11 protein-coding genes and 1 tRNA gene are annotated in these 17445 nt (G+C 69.3%); 5 read left to right on the top strand and 7 right to left on the bottom strand.

Annotated features, from left to right (window positions below; genetic code table 11):
• Nucleotides 1-31: 31 nt before the first annotated feature.
• The 3 genes from CKY28_RS10280 to CKY28_RS10290 are packed head-to-tail and all read left to right on the top strand — an operon-like array spanning nucleotide 32 to nucleotide 6640.
• A complete protein-coding gene (locus tag CKY28_RS10280; RefSeq protein WP_095998224.1) occupies nucleotides 32-793 on the top strand; it encodes a Crp/Fnr family transcriptional regulator in 762 nt (253 codons plus the stop codon).
• Nucleotides 762-6263: a PAS domain S-box protein gene (locus CKY28_RS10285; protein WP_095998225.1), complete on the top strand. Its 5502-nt coding sequence runs from the start codon at nucleotides 762-764 to the stop codon at nucleotides 6261-6263. Before CKY28_RS10280 ends, CKY28_RS10285 begins: the two co-directional genes overlap by 32 nt.
• Nucleotides 6260-6640, top strand: coding sequence for a response regulator (locus tag CKY28_RS10290; RefSeq protein ID WP_095998226.1), 381 nt, complete (start codon nucleotides 6260-6262; stop codon nucleotides 6638-6640). Before CKY28_RS10285 ends, CKY28_RS10290 begins: the two co-directional genes overlap by 4 nt.
• 1485 nt (nucleotides 6641-8125) lie before the next feature.
• Here the strand turns inward: CKY28_RS10290 and CKY28_RS10295 are convergent.
• The 7 genes from CKY28_RS10295 to CKY28_RS10325 form a co-directional block, all read right to left on the bottom strand.
• On the bottom strand, nucleotides 8126-9679 hold the full coding sequence (locus CKY28_RS10295) for an efflux transporter outer membrane subunit (RefSeq protein ID WP_095998227.1): 1554 nt from the start codon (nucleotides 9677-9679) through the stop codon (nucleotides 8126-8128).
• Nucleotides 9676-11211, bottom strand: coding sequence for a DHA2 family efflux MFS transporter permease subunit (locus CKY28_RS10300; protein WP_176473048.1), 1536 nt, complete (start codon nucleotides 11209-11211; stop codon nucleotides 9676-9678). The genes CKY28_RS10295 and CKY28_RS10300 overlap by 4 nt, the downstream gene beginning before the upstream one ends.
• A 2-nt stretch (nucleotides 11212-11213) precedes the next feature.
• A complete protein-coding gene (locus CKY28_RS10305; protein WP_095998229.1) occupies nucleotides 11214-12422 on the bottom strand; it encodes an HlyD family secretion protein in 1209 nt (402 codons plus the stop codon).
• 72 nt (nucleotides 12423-12494) lie between these two features.
• Nucleotides 12495-13148: a TetR/AcrR family transcriptional regulator gene (locus CKY28_RS10310; protein ID WP_176473049.1), complete on the bottom strand. Its 654-nt coding sequence runs from the start codon at nucleotides 13146-13148 to the stop codon at nucleotides 12495-12497.
• A 338-nt stretch (nucleotides 13149-13486) separates the two neighbouring features.
• Entirely contained in the window at nucleotides 13487-13654 is a 168-nt protein-coding gene (locus CKY28_RS10315) for a helix-turn-helix domain-containing protein (RefSeq protein ID WP_342747166.1), read from the bottom strand.
• 238 nt (nucleotides 13655-13892) lie between these two features.
• A complete protein-coding gene (locus CKY28_RS10320; protein ID WP_095998231.1) occupies nucleotides 13893-15113 on the bottom strand; it encodes a tyrosine-type recombinase/integrase in 1221 nt (406 codons plus the stop codon).
• Nucleotides 15114-15276: 163 nt separating this feature from the next.
• Nucleotides 15277-15363 (bottom strand) — tRNA-Leu (locus tag CKY28_RS10325).
• 122 nt (nucleotides 15364-15485) lie between these two features.
• Here CKY28_RS10325 and CKY28_RS10330 point away from each other — a divergent pair.
• Complete coding sequence (locus CKY28_RS10330; protein WP_095998232.1) at nucleotides 15486-16433, top strand: complex I NDUFA9 subunit family protein; 948 nt, start codon at nucleotides 15486-15488, stop codon at nucleotides 16431-16433.
• A 170-nt stretch (nucleotides 16434-16603) separates the two neighbouring features.
• On the top strand, nucleotides 16604-17404 hold the full coding sequence (locus CKY28_RS10335; protein WP_095998233.1) for an undecaprenyl-diphosphate phosphatase: 801 nt from the start codon (nucleotides 16604-16606) through the stop codon (nucleotides 17402-17404).
• Nucleotides 17405-17445: the final 41 nt, after the last annotated feature.

The raw sequence follows: 17445 nt of genomic DNA on the forward strand, positions 1-17445 counted from the left end.
GCGGAGACCTCGCGCGACGGAGCTAACGTCCATGCTCACCAGGGTTGATCAGAGGACGGACCGTCTCATTCTCAAGCTGCAGGCCTATACCCGCTTCTCGGAAGAGGACCGCGCAGCGCTGGCCGCGCTCGGCCGCGCGCCGGTGCAGGAGGCCTCGCCGCGCCACGACCTTATCCGCGAGGGCGACGAGCCCAGGACCGTGCGCCTGATCCTGAGCGGCTGGGCGTGCCGCTACAAGACGCTGCCCGACGGGCGGCGGCAGATCGTGGGCTTCTTCGTGCCCGGCGACTTCTGCGACCTTAACGTCTATATCTTGAAGGAGATGGACCATTCCGTCGGCGCGATCACCCGCGTCGGCTATATCCAGATCGCGCCCGACGAGATGGAGCGGGTCATGGAGGCGCGGCCGCGTATTGCTCGGGCGCTGCTGTGGCACGAGCTGGTCACGTCCGCCGTGCAGCGCGAATGGCTGTTGAACGTGGGCCAGCGCACCGCGCGCGAGCGCATCGCGCACCTGCTGGTCGAGATGTTCGTGCGGCTGCGCGTGGTGGGCCTGACGCAGGGCGACGCCTGCGACTTCCCGATCACCCAGAACGACATCGGCGAGGCGACCGGGCTCACCCCCGTGCACGTCAATCGGACGCTCCAGGAGCTGCGCGGCGACGGCCTGATCGAGCTGGCGCAGCGGCGGCTGACCATCCCCGATCTGAAGGCGCTGATGCGGGCGTCGATGTTCAACCCGAACTATCTGCATTTGGACCATGAAGGCCGGCACCTCGACGCCAACGACTGACGCCGCCTGGCCGTTCGGCGCCGGCGAGATGGCGCGGCGGGTGCGGGAGCTCGACTGGGCGGCGACGCCGCTCGGGCCGGTCGAGCGCTGGCCGCAGAGCCTGCGCACGGCGGTGGACATGGTGCTGGCGATGCCGGGGCCGGCGACCTTGTTCTGGGGTCCCGAGGGCGTCCAGATCTACAACGACGCCTACGTCGCGATCGCGCGCGAGCGGCACCCGTCCTTGCTGGGCCGGCCAATCGCCGAGGGCTGGCCCGACATCGCCGAGGCGGCGAACGAGCGGCTGCGCGCAGCGATGCGCGCCGGCCGCGCGCTGCGGCTCGCCGACCATCCGGTGACGCTCGCCGGGCCGGACGGCGCGTCCACCACGCGCTTCTTCGACGCGCACCTGTCGCCGGTCCGCGACGAAACGGGCGCGGTCGCGGGCGCGCTGCAGATGCTGACGGAAGTTACCGACCGGCATCGGGCGCAGGCCGCCATGCGCGAGAGCGAGGCGAGGCGGCGGCTCTCGACCGCGAGCTGGACCCAGGCGGTGTGGGAGACCGATGCCGATGGCCGCGTCGTCGCCGACAGCCCGAGTTGGCGCGCCTATACCGGGCAGACGCTGGAGGAATGGCTCGGCTATGGTTGGCTGAACGCGATCCATCCCGACGATCGCGCCTATGCCGAGCGGCGATGGCGCGACGCGGTCGCGGCCCGAGGGAGCGTAGACGCCGAGTTCCGCCTGCGCGCGCCCGATGGCGGGTGGCGCTGGACCAACGTCCGCGCCGCGCCCGTGCTCGACGCGGGCGGAATGATCGAGAAATGGGCCGGCCTCAACATCGACATCGACGCCCGCAAGCGCGCCGAGGCCGAGAGCCGCCATCGCGGCGAGCAGCTCGACACGCTGGTCGATCAGGCGCCGATCGGCATCTACCTCGTCGACGCCGATTTTCGCATCGCGCAGGTGAACGGCGTCGCCCAGCCCGTCTTCGGCGACATCCCGGACCTTATCGGCCGCGACTTCGGCGAAGTGATCCATAGGCTCTGGGAGAAGCCGTACGCCGACGAGGTCGCGGCCCTGTTCCGCCGCACGCTGGAGACGGGGGAAGCGTATGTCACGCCGGAACGCGGCGAACTGCGCGCCGACCGCGGCCTCGTCGAATATTATTCGTGGCGCATCGAGCGTATCACGCTGTCCGACGGCCGGTACGGCGTGGTCTGCTACTTCGACGACGTTTCCGAGCAGGTCCGGGCGCGCCTGGCGATCGCGGCGTCGGAGGAGCGGCAATCGTTCCTGCTCGCGCTGGGCGACTCCATGCGCGCGCGATCGAGCGCGACCGAGAAGATCGAGGTCGCCGCCCGCCAGCTGGGGGAGCGGCTGGACGCCTCCCGCGTACTGTTCGCCGAATTCGACGAGGCGAGGGGCGTCGCCGAGGTCTTCACCGGTTGGTCGGCCGACGGCGCCGCCCCCTTCCCGACGACCCTGGCGCTGGCGGATCATGACGGGCCGGTGATGGACGACTTGCGCGCCGGGCGGACGGTGCGGATCGACGATATCGAACGCGTGGGCGACCATCCGGCCTATCGCGCGGTCGCCGCGCTGGGCGTGCAGGCGCTGCTCAGCGTCCCGCTGGTCGTGGACGGCGGGCTGACGGTCAATCTGAGCGTCCACCAGCACGAGCCGCGGCGCTGGACCGACGACGAGGTCGCGCTGGTGCAGGAGGTCGCGGAGCGGCTGTGGGCGGAGGTCGTGAAGGCCCGCGCCGAGGCCGCGCTGGCGGCGAGCGAGGCGCGGCTGCTGCTTGCGCTGGATGCGACGGACCTCGCCGTTTACGAATGGGACCTGGTCACCGACTGCATAACCGCCAACGAGCGATTCAGTGAGCTGGTCGGGGTCGAGGAGCCGTTGGTCGGCGCGCGCGTCCTAGAGGGCGCCGTCCACCCCGACGACCGCGCCCGAGTCGACGCCGAACTCGCCCATGCGATGGGTGGCGAGTCGTCAGGCCGGTACGTCTTCGAGCATCGGCTCGCCCCGAACGATCCGGACGTCCAGCGATGGGTGTTGAGCCATGGGCAGGTCTATTTCGCCGGGCCGGACGGCGATCGCCGACCGTCCCGGGCGCTCGGCACCCTGATCGAGATCACCGATCGCAAGCGGGCCGAGGCCGAGCTGCGCGCGCGCGAGGAACGCCAGGCGTTCCTGCTCGAGCTCAGTGATATCCTGCAACGCCTGACGGCGCCGAACGACATGAAGGCGGCGGCCATGCACATGCTCGGCACGCATCTTGGCGTCAGCCGCGTGCAATATCATGAGGTCGACGGCGGCGAATATTTCGACACCGACGGGATCGGTTTCGCCGACGGCCTTCCGCTTCTGGACGGCAGGCACCGCATCGACCAGTTCGGCAGCTTCGTCGCCGAATGCTTGGAGGCCGGGCGCGCGTTCCACAGTGACGACCTCCTGACCGATCCTCGGCCGACCGCGGAGGAGCGCAACGCCTTCGCCGGGTACGGAGTACGGGCGGCCGCCGCCGTTCCGCTGCTGCGCGGCGGCAAGTTCGTCGCCGTTCTCGCCGTCCACGACGTGCGCCCGCATGCCTGGACCGACCTGGAGATCGAGCTGGTCCGCGAGACGGCCGAGCGGGTCTGGGTGGCGGTGGAGAAGGTCCGCACCGAGGCCGTCACGCGCGAGGACGAAGAGCGGCAAGCCTTCCTGCTGATGCTGAGCGACAGGTTGCGAACGGAGGAGGACCCGCGCGCCGTCGCATTGACGTCGGTCAACCTTCTCGCCGAGCATATGCGCCTGGACCGCGCTTGTGTGGCGCAGGTCGACAAGGCGGGCGACCGGGCCGAGATCGGGCCCGAATATCGCCGCGCCGACCTGGCCGCGGTGGAAGGCGTCATAACCTTGTCCAACTTTCCCGAAGCCTGGGCTCGGGTGGAGTCGGCGACCCTGGTGCTTTCGGACGCGGCGGCCGACCCATCGCTGGCCGACGCGGACAAGCAGGGCTTCGCCGCGCTCAGCATGGGTGCGCTGATGGTCGCCTCGGCGCGGAAGGGTGCCGACAATCCTGTCTGGGCTCTGCTGGTGGCGTCGGAAACGCCTCGGCGCTGGACGGCGGCGGAAGTCGCGCTGGTGGAGGACGTCGCCGAGCGCACCTGGGCCGCCGTCGAGCGCGCCCGCGCGGAAGCGGCGCTGCGCGAGAGCGAGGATCGGCAGGCGTTCCTGCTCGCGCTGTCCGACACCCTGGGACCGCTCACCGAGGCCTCCGACATCGCGAAGGTCGCCACCCACCGCCTGTGCGAACGCCTCGACGTCGACCGGGTCTATTACGGCCGGATCGAGGGCGATCGGTTGACGGTCGATCTCGACTGCGCCCGCGGCGTCCCGTCGATCGTCGGCGAATATTCGATGGAGCCTTTCGGCCCGGAGTTCGGCGACGCCTATCACGCGGACGCGGTCATCCGGGTCGACGACATCGAACGGGACCCGCGGCTCCCGGAGGCCGGGCAGGCCGAGCTCCGAGGGCGGCGGATCGCCGCCTTCATCGACGTGGTCGTCCTGGAGGACGAGCGGGCGGTGGGCTTGTTCGCCGTCCAGAGCGCCGCGCCGCGGCGTTGGACGTCGTCCGAAATCGATTTGATCCGGGAGGTCGCCGAGCGCGCCAGATCGGCCATCAGGCGCGCCCGCGCGGAAGCGGCGCTGCGCGAGAGCGAGGAGCGTTTCCGCTCCTTCGCCGAGGCCAGCGAGGACGTGCTGTGGATCGTGGACGCCGCGACCCGTCGGCTCGAATATATCAGCCCCGCGTACGAGCGGATCTGGGGCGAGCCGCGCGAGGCGGTCATGGCCGACCTCGGCCAATGGGCGGCGCGCCTCCACCCCGACGACCTGCCGCTGCCCGGCGAGGGCATCGAGGCGCTGTTCGCCGGGCGCAACTACACCGCCGAATATCGCGTGCGGCGCCGCGACGGCGGCGTCCGCTATGTCCGCGACACGGGCTTCCCCATCTTCGACGCCTCCGGGCGCGTCCGCCGCGTCGCGGGGGTCGCGCAGGACCTGACGGAGCGCCGCGTCGCCGAACGCGCGCTGGCCGAGAGCGAGCGGCGCGCGCGCACGCTGATGGAAGGCATCCCCCAGCTCGTCTGGACGTCCTGCGACAAGGGGCTTTGGACTTGGTCAAGCCCGCAATGGCGGGAGTTCACCGGCCAGAGCCAGGAGGAGAGCCACGGCCGCGGCTGGCTCGACGCGGTGCACCCCGACGACCGCGAAGCGACGCTCAGGGCTTGGGACGAGGCGCTTCCCCACGGCAGGCTCGACGCCGAGTACCGGTTGAGGCGGGCGAAGGACGGCACCTATGTCTGGCACCACACGCGCTCCGTCCCCGTCCACGACGAGGACGGGCGCATCGTCGAGTGGCTCGGCACGTCCACCGACATCGACGAGATGCGGCGCGTCCAGGACGCATTACGCGAGAGCGAGGAGCGCTTCCGCCGCTTCGGCGAGGCGTCGCAGGACATCCTCTGGATGCGCGACGCCGAGACGTTGAAGTGGACCTACCTCACCCCGGCGTTCGAGGCGATCTACGGAATCAGCCGCGAGGAGGCGCTGGAGGGCGACAATTACCGCAACTGGATGGACCTGATCGTCCCCGAGGACCGTGAGCGCGTTACGGGGGAGATCGAGAAAGTCCGCAGGGGCGAGCACGTCGCCTTCGAATATCGCATCAGGCGGCCGAGCGACGGCGCGGTCCGCTGGCTGCGCAACACCGACTTTCCCATACCGGACGGCGCGGGCGGGATCGCGCTCATCGGCGGCATCGGCCACGACGTGACGGACCTGCGCGAGAGCGAGGGTCGGGCGCGGCTGCTGCTCGAGGAGCTGCAGCACCGGGTGCGCAACATCATGGCCATGCTCCGCTCCGTCGCCCGCCGGACCGGGGAGACCACGGACACGGTCGAGGATTACGTCCAGCATTTCGACGGGCGCTTGAGCGCCATGGCGCGCACCCAGGCGCTGCTGACCCGCGCCGTCCACGCCACCGTCGACCTCGAGAACCTCGTCCTGGACGAGCTGACGATGCAGGCGGCGGAGCCCGACCGATACGCCGTGACCGGCCCGGACGTGGCGCTCTCGCCCAAGGCCGCCGAAGTGCTGGGCCTCGCGATCCACGAGCTGGCGACGAACGCGGTCAAATACGGGGCGCTGCGCCAGCCGGACGGGCGCGTGGACGTGCGCTGGGCGCTCCTGCAAGGCGACGGCAAGCCGCAGCTCGGCCTGATCTGGTCGGAGTTCGGCGTGAGGACGGACGGGGAGCCGAGCCGCCAGGGCTTCGGGACGGAGCTGATCACGCGTCGCGTGCCCTATGAGCTGCGCGGCACGGGGACGATGGAGTTCAGGCCGACCGGCCTGGTCGCCACGATCGAGTTCCCGCTGGAAGACCTGCCGAGCATCCTGCAGACCGACGACGGAAAGGTGGGGCGATCATGACGGACGAGCGGCCGCTGGCGGGGAAGCGCATCCTCGTCCTAGAGGACGATTTCTACCTGGCGAGCGACGAGAAGGAACTGCTCGAGCGCGCGGGCGCCAGCGTGGCGGGGCCGTTCGGCCGCTCCTGCGACGAGCGCGACCTACTGGACGCCGGGCCGGTCGACGCGGCCGTCGTCGACGTGAACCTCGGCACGGGCCCCGATTTCGGCCTGGCGAGGCTGCTGACCGACCGCGGCGTCCCGTTCGTGTTCGTGACCGGCTATGACGAGGCCGTCATCCCCGACGAGCTCTCCCACGCGCCGCGCCTCGAAAAACCGATCCGCGAGCGGGAGCTGGTCGCGGCGCTGACAGGGTTAGTGGCGGTTCCGCTCGGCTGAGGCCGAACGCCCGCTCACCCGAATATGCGCAACGGGCAGCGCCGTCGTCCGAAGAAGCGTCGACCGCTTCGTTGTCGGTGAAATGGTGCCAGAAGAGGACTCGCATGTTGACGCTAAGTAGCTGACATACTACAATATTCTGCCAGCTCTTATCTGGAGAGCCCCCACAAAGGCCCCCAGCAATATTTTTCTTGCGGACGTGAGCCGGTGGTGGCTGAGGCATGACGTTCACGCGAATTAGCCCTCTGTGCCGTCGGCAGATGGACGAAGGTTATCATTCAGCGAGAGGTCCAGCGATCACACCGGGATGATCGACTTCCTCATCCAGCTCTACATCTACAGGCGACGGAAGATGACGAAGCTGGTGCTGCTGATTGCTAACGCTGGGGGGAAGCTGTTCTCGCGTCCCACTGGCGTCCCGTAATGCAGCGGAAGGTCAGAAGCGGGAACCTGGCCCTACGAGCTGCCTCGCAACGGATCATTTCATGCACACCCTACGCGGCGACGCCGCAGATAAGTTGTTGATCTTACAGGCCAAAACCTGTTTTACACGACATGCAGCTTTGTACCACAATGTTATACAGATGTAAGCCGTTGATCTAGTCTGGAATTCTCTGCGCCGGTGACTCGTGTAGTCGCTTTTGGAATGGTCAGTATGTTCCGCCGAAATCGCCCTGGGACTGTCCTCTCTGAGCCACCAGCGGTCGTCTTTCAGGCCTCGCTCATAGTGCTGGCGAGGAACTAGAGAACCGCGAGGGCAGGGCGTTTGCGCCAGCGCGCATGCATATTGGGCGGCGTTACGAACGGACTGGCCACATTTGGGACCTAGCTAAAGCTAAGGGGCGCTAAGACCCACGTCCGGACATTCGGGCCGGCTGGATCTCTCCCCAGAACCGGACATCTGTTCATACTTAGTTGATCAATCGACGTTGATCATAGCTGATCCGATCGCTTCCCGGCGCGAGAAGGGTTGAGCGGACGAGTCTAACTAGACACCAGGGTGGGCGCGAGCGCGCTCCGTTATAGCGAGCTCGACGGCTTAACTAGAGTACTGCGGGGCGGAACTACCCCCACCCTCCGCTTGCCCCTGTCCCGCGCCGGGCGCGCCGCCCTGTGATTGCGGGGCGCTCGGCTGCACGGTGGCATTGCGGCCGGAGCCAGCCGCCTGCGCTGCGCCTGGCTCACCGCCCGCACCGCCGGCTGGACTCGCACCGCCCGACCGGCCGCCGGAACCTGAAGCGCTGCCTGCGTCGCCTCCGGACCCGGTTGACCCGCCGGAGCCGCCCGCCATCGCGCCCGACCCACTTCCGCCGTCCTCCGCGGAGCCCCCCTCTCCTCCACCGCCGCCGCCAGAGCCGGGCGCGTAGACCGTGCCGCGGACGGACTCGGTCGGAATAGCCTGTCCCCGTGGTTCGTCTTCGAGCGGGTCGGAACAGGCCGCGACCGTCAGGGCCAGGAGCAGCGGCAGGACGAGCTGGCGAGCCATCAGTGCTTCTCCGTATAGGCAGGCTCGGGCGGCGGGACCCAGCCGCCCCCCAGTGCCTTTTGCAACGCGGCCCAGTCGGCGAGCACCGCGCCGCGCGCCGCAGCGGCCGCGTCGGCGGCGGCGAAGCGGTCGCGCTCGGCGTCGAGCACCTCCGCCAGCGTCACCAGACCCGCCCGGTCCTGCTCGCGCGCGATGCGCACCGCGCGCTCGCGCTCGGCTAGTTCCGCCTCGCGCTCGGCGAGACGGTCCTGATCGCGGTCGAAGGCGACGACCGCGTCCTCCACGTCCTGGAACGCCGCCAGCACCGTCTGGCGGTAGCGCGCCAGCGCTTCGTCCACCTGCGCGCGGCGGAGCGCCACCGTGCCGCGCCGCCGCCCGCCGTCGAGCAGCGGCGCGAGCAGGTTGCCCGACAGGCTGAAGAAGCGGCTCGCCCAGTCGAACAGCGAGCCGGGCGCGGTCGACTGGAAGCCCGCCGAGCCGTTGATCGTGAAGCTGGGATAGAGGTCCGCGACCGCGCCGCCGACGTCGTAAGTCGCCGCCGCCAGATTGCGCTCCGCTTGACGGATGTCGGGCCGCCGCCGGAGCAGCTCGGACGGCAGGCCCAGCGCGGCCGTGCGCGGCGCGAGCGGAGCGGGTCGCGGCGTCTCCAACAGCGTCAGCAGCGCGCCCGGCTCGCGGCCCGACAGGACCGCCAGCCGCTGCGCGCCTTGCCGCACCTGCACCTCCAGCGCGGGCGCGGCCGCGGCGATGCCACGCACCGCCGCCTCCGCGCGCGCGACGTCGAGGCCCGTCGCCAGCCCCGCCCGGTCGCGCTCGCGCGTGATCGACGCGGTGCGCCGCGCGGCGTCCAGATTGGCGCGCGCGACGGCGAGCCGCGCCTGCGCTTCGCGGATCGCGGCGTAGTCGCGCACCAGCTCGCCCGCCAGGCTCGTGCGGATGTCGGCGACCGCCAGCTCCGCCGCCTCGACACGGGCGCCGGCGGCCTGACGCCCACGCCGCGCCTCGCCGAACAGGTCCAGCTCCCAGGAGGCGTCGAAGCCAACCTGGTATTGCTCGAACGTCGATCCGGGCAGGCCGGAGAAGGGCGAGCCGCCAGCACCCTGTCCGCCCCCGCCAACACCACCCTGCCCCGGCTGACCGCCCTGGTCGGGTTGTTGTCCGCCACCCTGGCTTCCTCCGCCGCCGATCGGGATACCGTTCTCGCTGATGCGCTGGCGCGTCGCGCGGCCGCTGGCGCTCACCGTAGGCTGGCCTTCCGCACCCGCGATGCGTCGCTGCGCGCGCGCCTGGGCGAGCCGCGCCCGCGCGATCTCAAGGTCGAGATTGCCCGCCAGCGCGTCGGCGATCACCCGGTCGAGCACCGGATCGCGTAGCGTCCGCCACCATTCCGGCCGGTCGCCGGGATCGCCCGGCAGCAGCCGGTTCGCCGCGGACGGGTCGGCGGCGTTGGCGTAGGGCGTGCTCAGGCCCACACGCGGATCGGGTTTGGTGGGCTCGGGCCCAAGCGTGCACGCGCCGGTCAGCAGAGCGAGGACGACGATCGTCCGCATCATCCCTGCTCCTTCCCGGTCGGCTTGCCCCTGAGCATCATGGCGATCAGCACACCCACAAGCGCGACCACACCGTAGACGAAGAACAGGTTCTCATAGGCGAGCAACGTCGCCTGCTCCTCGATGACGCGGTTGAACGCCTGCTCGCCGCCATACGCCTCGACGGCCTGCGCATACTCGTCGCGGAACGGGTTGGCGTAGCCGACCAGGTCCTCGCGATAGGACTGCCGGTTGCGCTCCAACAAGGTCACGCCAAGCGCGGTGCCGACCGACCCGCCGAGGTTGCGCGCCAGGTTCATGAACGCCGCCACCTGCTCGCTCGACCGGCCGGGCACGCCGATGAAGGCGTGACTTTGCAGCGGCACGAACAGCATGGATACGCCTATCGTCTGGCCGATGCGCACCAGCGATAGCTGGAAGAAGCTGTAGTCCTCGTAGACGCGCACCGTCATGAACAGGCCGACGGCCATGATGCTGAAGCCGATCGCCACCAGATGCCGCGTCGCCACCTTGCCGGTGAGCCCGCCCGCGGCGGGCATGAGGAGGAACACGGCCAAGCCGCCGAAGCCGAGCGCCAGCCCCGCGTCCGTCGCGGTGTAGCCGAACGACTGTTGCAGCCAGAGCGGATACAGCGACGTGCCCCCGAACAGCACGCAGCCAACCCCGAAGAGCAACACGAAGCTCAGCGCGAAGTTCGGGTTGCGGAACAGCGTGAAGTCGAGGATCGGGTCGCGCCGGAACCGCTCCCAGAAGGGCAGGATCAGCAACGTCGCGACCGAGACGATGGTCGCGGCCGTGATCATGCTCGACCCGAACCAATCCTCCGACTGGCCCTGGTCGAGCACGATCGTCAACGCCGCCAGTCCGACGATCGCCAGGCCTGCGCCGATCCAGTCGACCGCGCCGAGGCCCGCCGCACGACGCTTCTTCGACTCCTCGATGATCGGCGGCTTGTCCTCAATCAGGAGCCAGCAGCCGATCGCCGCCAGGATCCCCATCGGCACGTTGAGCCAGAAGATCAGCGTCCAGCTGTACTCGTCCGTCGCCCAGCCGCCGAACACCGGCCCCAGCGTCGGCCCGACCACCACCGCCATGCCGTAGATCGCGAAGCCCTGGCCCCGCTTCTCCGGCGGGAAGCTGTCGGCGATGATGGAGCTCTCGCTGGAGGCATTGCCGGCTGCGGCCGCTCCTTGAAGCACTCGGAAGACGAGCAGCGACTCGATGCTCCAGGCCATGGCGCAGAGCACAGACGTAAGCGTGAACAGGATCACGCAGAAGATGAAGTACGGCTTGCGCCCGAAGTACGTGGCGGCCCAGCCCGACAAGGGCATCACGGCCGCGTTGGCGACGAGGTAGCCGGTGATGAGGCCGTCGCTCTCCTCCGCGGTCGCGCCGAGATTGCCCGCCGTGGTGTTGAGCGCCACCGACAGCGCGGTCGAGTTCAGCGCCTCGAACAGGGTGCCGAAGCTCACCAGCACCGCGATCACGAGCGGGTTGACGCCCGGCTTGGCGGCGGAGCGGGGAAGGTCCGCCACGCTTAGTCCTCCGGCCGCACCCGGACGCGCGCCTCGACCGAGAGGCCAGGCACCACGTCCGCGCGCGCGGGGAAGTTCCGGAACGCGTCCGGGCGGAAGCGGATGCGCACGGGGACGCGCTGCACCGTCTCCACCCAGTTCGCCGTCGCGTTCTGACGCGGCAGCGCCGAGAACTCGGAGCCCGTGCCCGCCTGGATGCTGTCGAGCACCGCGGGCAGCTTGTAGTCGCCGCCATAGGCGTCGATGGTGACCTCGACCGGCTGGCCGACGCGCATGAGGCGGAGCTGGTTCTCCTTGAAGTTAGCCTCGACCCAGCGCGCATGGCCGACCAGCGCGACGACGGCCGTCCCCGGCCGGACATAGTCGCCCGGCTCGATGTCGAACTGCGTGATCCGCCCGGCGATGGGCGCGACAAGCAGCGTGTCGCCTTGGTTGAGGCGCGCGGTGGCGAGCATCGTCTCAGCCTGCCGCACCCGCGCCTGGGCGGCGGCGATGTCGGCCTCCGCCTGCTCGGCGCGCGCGGCCTGGGTCGACACGGCCCGGCGCGCGGCCGCGGCGGTCGCGGCGGCGCTCCGCGCCTCGCCCGCCGCCCGGTCGCGCTGCTGCTCCGCCAAGGCTTCGGCGCTCAAGGAGGCGTAGCGGGCGTAGTCGAGCCGCGCCCGGTCCGCCTCCGCCGCCCGCGCGGCGGCGACCGCGTCCGACTCGGACACCTGCGCGCGCGCGGCCCGGGCGGCGGCGCGCGCCTGGACGAGCTGCGCGCGCGCCTGGGCTAGTTCGGCCTCGGCGCGCGCCACCGACGTCTCGAAGCTTGCGCCCGATAGCCGCAGGATCGGCTGGCCGGCGCGCACCATCTGGTTGTCCTGCACGAACACCTGGCCGACATGGCCTGCGACGCCCGGCGACAGCCTGGCGATCGGCGCCTGGATGTACGCGTTGGCAGTGGTCTGCCATTTGCGGCTCTCCAAGTACCGGAGCACGCCCCAGATGATCGCGCCGAGCACCGCGAGCGCGACCAACGCCACGATCAGCTTGTTGCGCGGCCGCTTGATCCACTCGCCGAAGCTACGCTTGCGCGCGTCCTCGCCCTCATCGCCGGACTCGCCATCCTTATCGGCTGCATCTTCGCCCTGCTTCGCGCCGTCCGACCGGCCCTCGTTCGGCCGGTCTCCGTCCTTATCGTCGCGCCGCTCGTCATCGTCGGATCTCGCCATCGGATCGGCTCCGGACTGCTGGGTTGCGACGCCGTTAACGAATACGAGCCGTAAAGGAAAGTATAATTTCCGTTACGCGCCCATCGGTGCGTGGAGCGCGATGAACAACGCCGCCCCGCGACGCGCCCGTTCCGTCACTTCGGCCGAGGTCAGCGGAGGTGCAGCCACGTCGATCAAGCGCATCCTCAGCGCATCGCCCCAGATCAGCCCCAGGAACACGTCGATCGCCGTCGGGACGTCGGGCACATAGAGCGCCCCACGCTGGTGGCATCGTTCGAGGTAGCCGCCGATCACCGCATAGCCCCGCATGGGGCCGTTGCGGTTATACTCCCCGCCGATCGCCGGGTTTTCGGCGCTGGCCCCGATCACGGCGCGCTGAAAGGCGAGCAGCTGTGGGGACAGCGCGAACTCGATCGCCATCGTTGCGGTGCGGCGCAGCGCCTCCTGCGGCGGGCCGTCGCTCTCCAACAGCGCGCGTGCCGCCGGTTCGATGCGGCTGGCGAAATGATCGGTGACCGCGCGGAACAGCCCCGCCTTGCCGTCGAACCAAGCGTAGATCGTCTTGACCGAGACGTTCGCCTCGCGCGCAATCGCGGCGAAGCTGGTCTGGTCGTAGCCCTGCCGCGAGAACACGTCGGCCGCCACGGCGACCAGCTGCGCCTTCCGCGTGGGCAGATCCTGCGCCGCGGGACGCCCTCGCCGGGCTGGATGGGAAGGAAGCGCCACGCCCGAAGGATAGGTCGTGGCGGGGCCGGCGCAAGCCGCGCCGCTTCTGCGCGCTGCCCCGACCGTATGTCCAATCTGCAGGAGCGCCTATATTAAGCTAGAAGGCCACTCGCCCTCGCTCCCGACCTAGCGGCAGAGCTTCAGCGAAATCGGCCCGGCCGCTCGGCTGCATCGACCCACAATCAGTCGTTCAAACGCTACCTATCGCGTCCTGCGATCGGCCGTTCAGTCATCGGCTGCGCAGTCGGGGCACGCCTCATGCGGCAAGAGCGCCTGAACTGACGGCTGCTCACGCCACTGGAGCGCCCGAAAGCGGTCAGACCGTTCTCCACCAGATTTTAGTCAGTACCTGCAAGCCGGCGGATTGACGCAGTGCGAACTAGCGTGCGCCGGCCGAGCTTGAAGGTTTCCAGACGTCCATCGTTGATGAAGCCGTAAACAGTTGTGCGTCCGACGCCGAGCACCTTGGCAGTATCGTTAATTGAGATTGCTAGAGGATCCACCACGCTCTCCCGTGTTCGCCCGCATTCCAGTGCGTGCGATGGCGATCATGCGCTAGACAGGCATTGAAGCGCAGACTTTCCGGCGTGAATTTCAGGTTTCGCGCGAGCTCAGCCCTGATCTCGCATGACGCGCGCTACGATTCCGATCCGGCGCGACAAGCGGCGCATTCGGTCAGGTGAAATACAATGTGGCACGCGCGAATCGTCGCGCGCTGCGCGCCAGATAACGTTCAGCGCGCGATCAACGCGCGGCGTTCGCGAAAGGCAAGATCGTCGCACCTTCGCGCAGCGTGTCGAGGTGGTCGCTCCACCACTGCGCCATGGCGACTCGTTCCTTCCAATGCGCGCCCCGGTGATACACCGCGCGTATCTGGTCGGTGTCGCGGTGAGACAGCGCCCGCTCGATTGCGTCCGACGACCACTTGCCCGACTCGTTCAAGAGCGTGCTCGCCATTGCGCGGAAGCCGTGCGCGGTCATCTCGTCCGCCGCGAAGCCCATACGGCGCAGCGCCGCGGTGACGGTGTTCTCCGATAGGGGTCGGTCCTGCTTACCCATCGCCGGGAACACGTATCGGCCATGGCAGGTCAGCTCGCGCGCGGCTGCGAAAATCGCGAGCGACTGGCGGGAGAGGGGCACCACGTGCTCGCGCCGCTGCTTCATGCGTGCGGCCGGAATGCGCCAGATCGCCGCGTCGAAGTCGATCTCGCTCCACTCGGCTTGGCGGAGCTCGCCCGGTCGGACGAACACGTGCGGCGAGAGCGCCAGGGCGTAGCGGGTCGTGAAGTTGCCTGAGTAGGCGTCGATCGCGCGCAACAGATCGCCCACGCGTTTCGCGTCGATGATCGCGGCCAGGTTCTTCGGTTGAGGCGCGGCCACCGCCCCGAGCAGAAGTGCCGCGGGATCGGTCTTCGCCCGAGCAGTAGCTACCGCGTAGCGGAATACCCGGCTGGCAAACGCCCGCGTCCGTCGAGCAGTCTCCAGGTTACCCTTGTTCTCCTGTTGCTTGAGAACAGCCAGAAGCTCGTGAGGCTCGACCTCGCTGATCGGCCGGTGCCCGATCGCCGGGAGCAGCCATTCGCGCGCCCAGCGCAGCTTCGTGATCGTCGCGGGGGAGCGCCCCTCGCGCTCCGCCTTCTCGACATACTCCTGAGACACCGCCGCGAACGTGATGCCGGCCGCGAGCTTGCGGGCGACGCGTTCACGCCGCTTCGCCGCGGAAGGATCGTCGCCCCCGCTCATGCTCACCTTGGCCGCGTGCGCGGCCTTGCGCGCTTCGCCTAACGTCATGGCGGGGTACTTGCCCAGCGCCAGCTTCCGCTCGATCCCCAGGAAACGGTACTTAAGCCGCCAGAGCCGCCCGCCGGACGGCGTGACGAGCAGGTAGAGACCGCCGCTGTCGGCGAGCTTGTACTCCCGCTCGCGGGGCTTGGCCGCCCTGATTCCCGTATCGGTAAGCGCCATCGATCAGGCCCTCATCCCACCGCTGAAAAGGGCCCCAAAAAAGGCCCCCAAAACGGCCCGGCTTTGGGCGAACGTCTGGGAACGCCCGCGGCCAGGTCAGGGAAGAAAGTGGCTGATTTCTGCGGGTTTGTCCATCATCCGGGTACCCCGGAGAGAGAACAAATGGTGCCCAGAAGAGGACTCGAACCTCCACGACCTTGCGATCGCCAGCACCTGAAGCTGGTGCGTCTACCAATTCCGCCATCTGGGCACGGGAGCTTGGAAAGCTCGGGTAGGCGGCGGCCCTTAGAGGCGGGGGCGGAGCCTTGTCAACAGGGCGGCGCTTCGGGCAAGGGGCGCGGCGTCCGGACGGAATTCGAGGAACGGTGAGACGTGGTTAGGGGCAAGCTGGTGACGTTGATCGGCGGAGGCGGCTTTCTGGGCCGCTACGCCGCCCAGGCGCTGCTCAGGGACGGCGCGCGCCTGCGCGTGGCGCAGCGCGATCCGCGCCAGGCCTGGTACATCAAGTCGCTGGGACAGCTCGGCGGCACGCAGACGGTCGCCGCCGACATCACCCGGCCCGACACGCTCCAGCGCGCGGTGCGCGGGTCGGACGCGGTGGTGAACCTCGTCGGCATCTTGGCCGGCGACTTCCAGCGCGTCCATGTCGACGGCGCGCGCGCGGTGGCTGAGGCCTGCGCGGCCGAGGGCGTTTCGGGGCTGGTCCACGTGTCCGCGATCGGCGCCGATCCGGAGTCGCCGTCGGCTTACGGCCGCTCGAAGGGCGAGGGTGAGGCGGCGGTGCGCGCGGCGTTCCCGAACGCCACGATCCTGCGCCCGTCGATCGTGTTCGGGCGCGAGGACCAGTTCCTCAACCGCTTCGCCGGGCTGATCGCGCGGCTGCCGATCGTGCCGATCCTGAGCCCCGCCACGCGGTTCCAGCCCGTATTCGTGGGCGACGTCGCCGATGCGGTATCGGGCGCGCTGAAGGACCTGCGGGCGCACGCCGGCCGCACCTACGAGCTGGGCGGCCCCGACATTCTCTCGATGGCGGAGCTCAACCGCTACATCGCGCAGGAGATCGGCCGCGATCCGGCGTTCGTCGAGGTGCCCGACTCGATCGGCGCGACCATCGCCAAGCTCGGCTTCCTGCCCGGCGCGCCGATCACGTCGGACCAGTGGATGATGCTTCGGCGCGACAACGTCGTGTCCGCGGACGCCGCGGGCCTGGAGGCGTTCGGCGTCACGCCCACGCCGCTCGCGGCGGTCGCGCCGAGCTACCTCGTCCAGTACCGCCGCGCAGGCCGCTTCGGCCGCCGCAAGACTGGTTGGGCCTCGTAAGGCGTACCGCCCAGCCTCCGTCATGCTGAACTTGTTTCAGCATCCATCGTGGTGCGGACGACTTAGCCGGAGCCGCGTGAACCGCCCTGGATCCTGAAACGAGTTCAGGATGACGGCTGGAGGGTGATAGAGCCCTCCTCCTTATCCCCACCGCTCGCGGAGCTTCTACCTTGTCCGACCTGATTGTCGCTATCCTGCTCGGCATCGTCGAGGGGGTCACCGAATTCCTGCCCGTCTCCTCGACCGGCCACCTGATCCTGGCGACGGAGCTGATGGGCTACGACGCCGCGCGCTGGGCGGTGTTCAACATCGCGATCCAGCCGGGCGCGATCCTGGCGATCGTGGTGCTCTACTGGCGCACCTTCCTCGCGGTGGGGAGGGGGCTGCTCACCTGGGAGCCCGGCGCGGTCGCGTTCGTGCGCAATCTCCTCCTCGCCTTCTTCCCGGCGGTAGCACTCGGGCTCGCCTTCGACGACCAGATCGAGGCGCTGCTGGAGAACGCGGCGGTGGTCGCCTGGGCGCTGATCGCGGGCGGGATCGCGATCCTCGCCGTCGAGCGGCTGGCCAAGACGGAGAACGTGTTGGGCGTGGCGGGCGTGTCGACCGCGCAGTCGATCAAGATCGGCCTCGTCCAGTGCCTCGCCATGGTGCCGGGCGTCAGCCGGTCGGGCGCGACGATCATGGGCGCGATGGCGCTGGGCGTCGACCGGCGCACCGCGGCCGACTTCTCCTTCTTCCTGGCGCTGCCGACGCTGTCGGGCGCGACGGTGCTGCAGCTGTTCAAGCACCGCGACGAGATCGGGACGGACGACCTCCAGCTGATCGGCGTCGGCTTCGTCGTTTCGTTCGTCGTCGCGCTCGCCGTCGTGAAGGCGTTCATGGCGATCGTCACGCGCCACGGCTTCGCACCCTTCGCTTGGTACCGAATCATCGCGGGCGTGGTCGCACTGGCATGGCTCTCGTTGCGATAGGGCCGAAACAGACCTGAGTAGCCGGCCGAAGTAGCGGTTGA

The organism is Sphingomonas lenta (genome assembly GCF_002288825.1).
GTDB lineage: Bacteria > Pseudomonadota > Alphaproteobacteria > Sphingomonadales > Sphingomonadaceae > Sphingomonas > Sphingomonas lenta.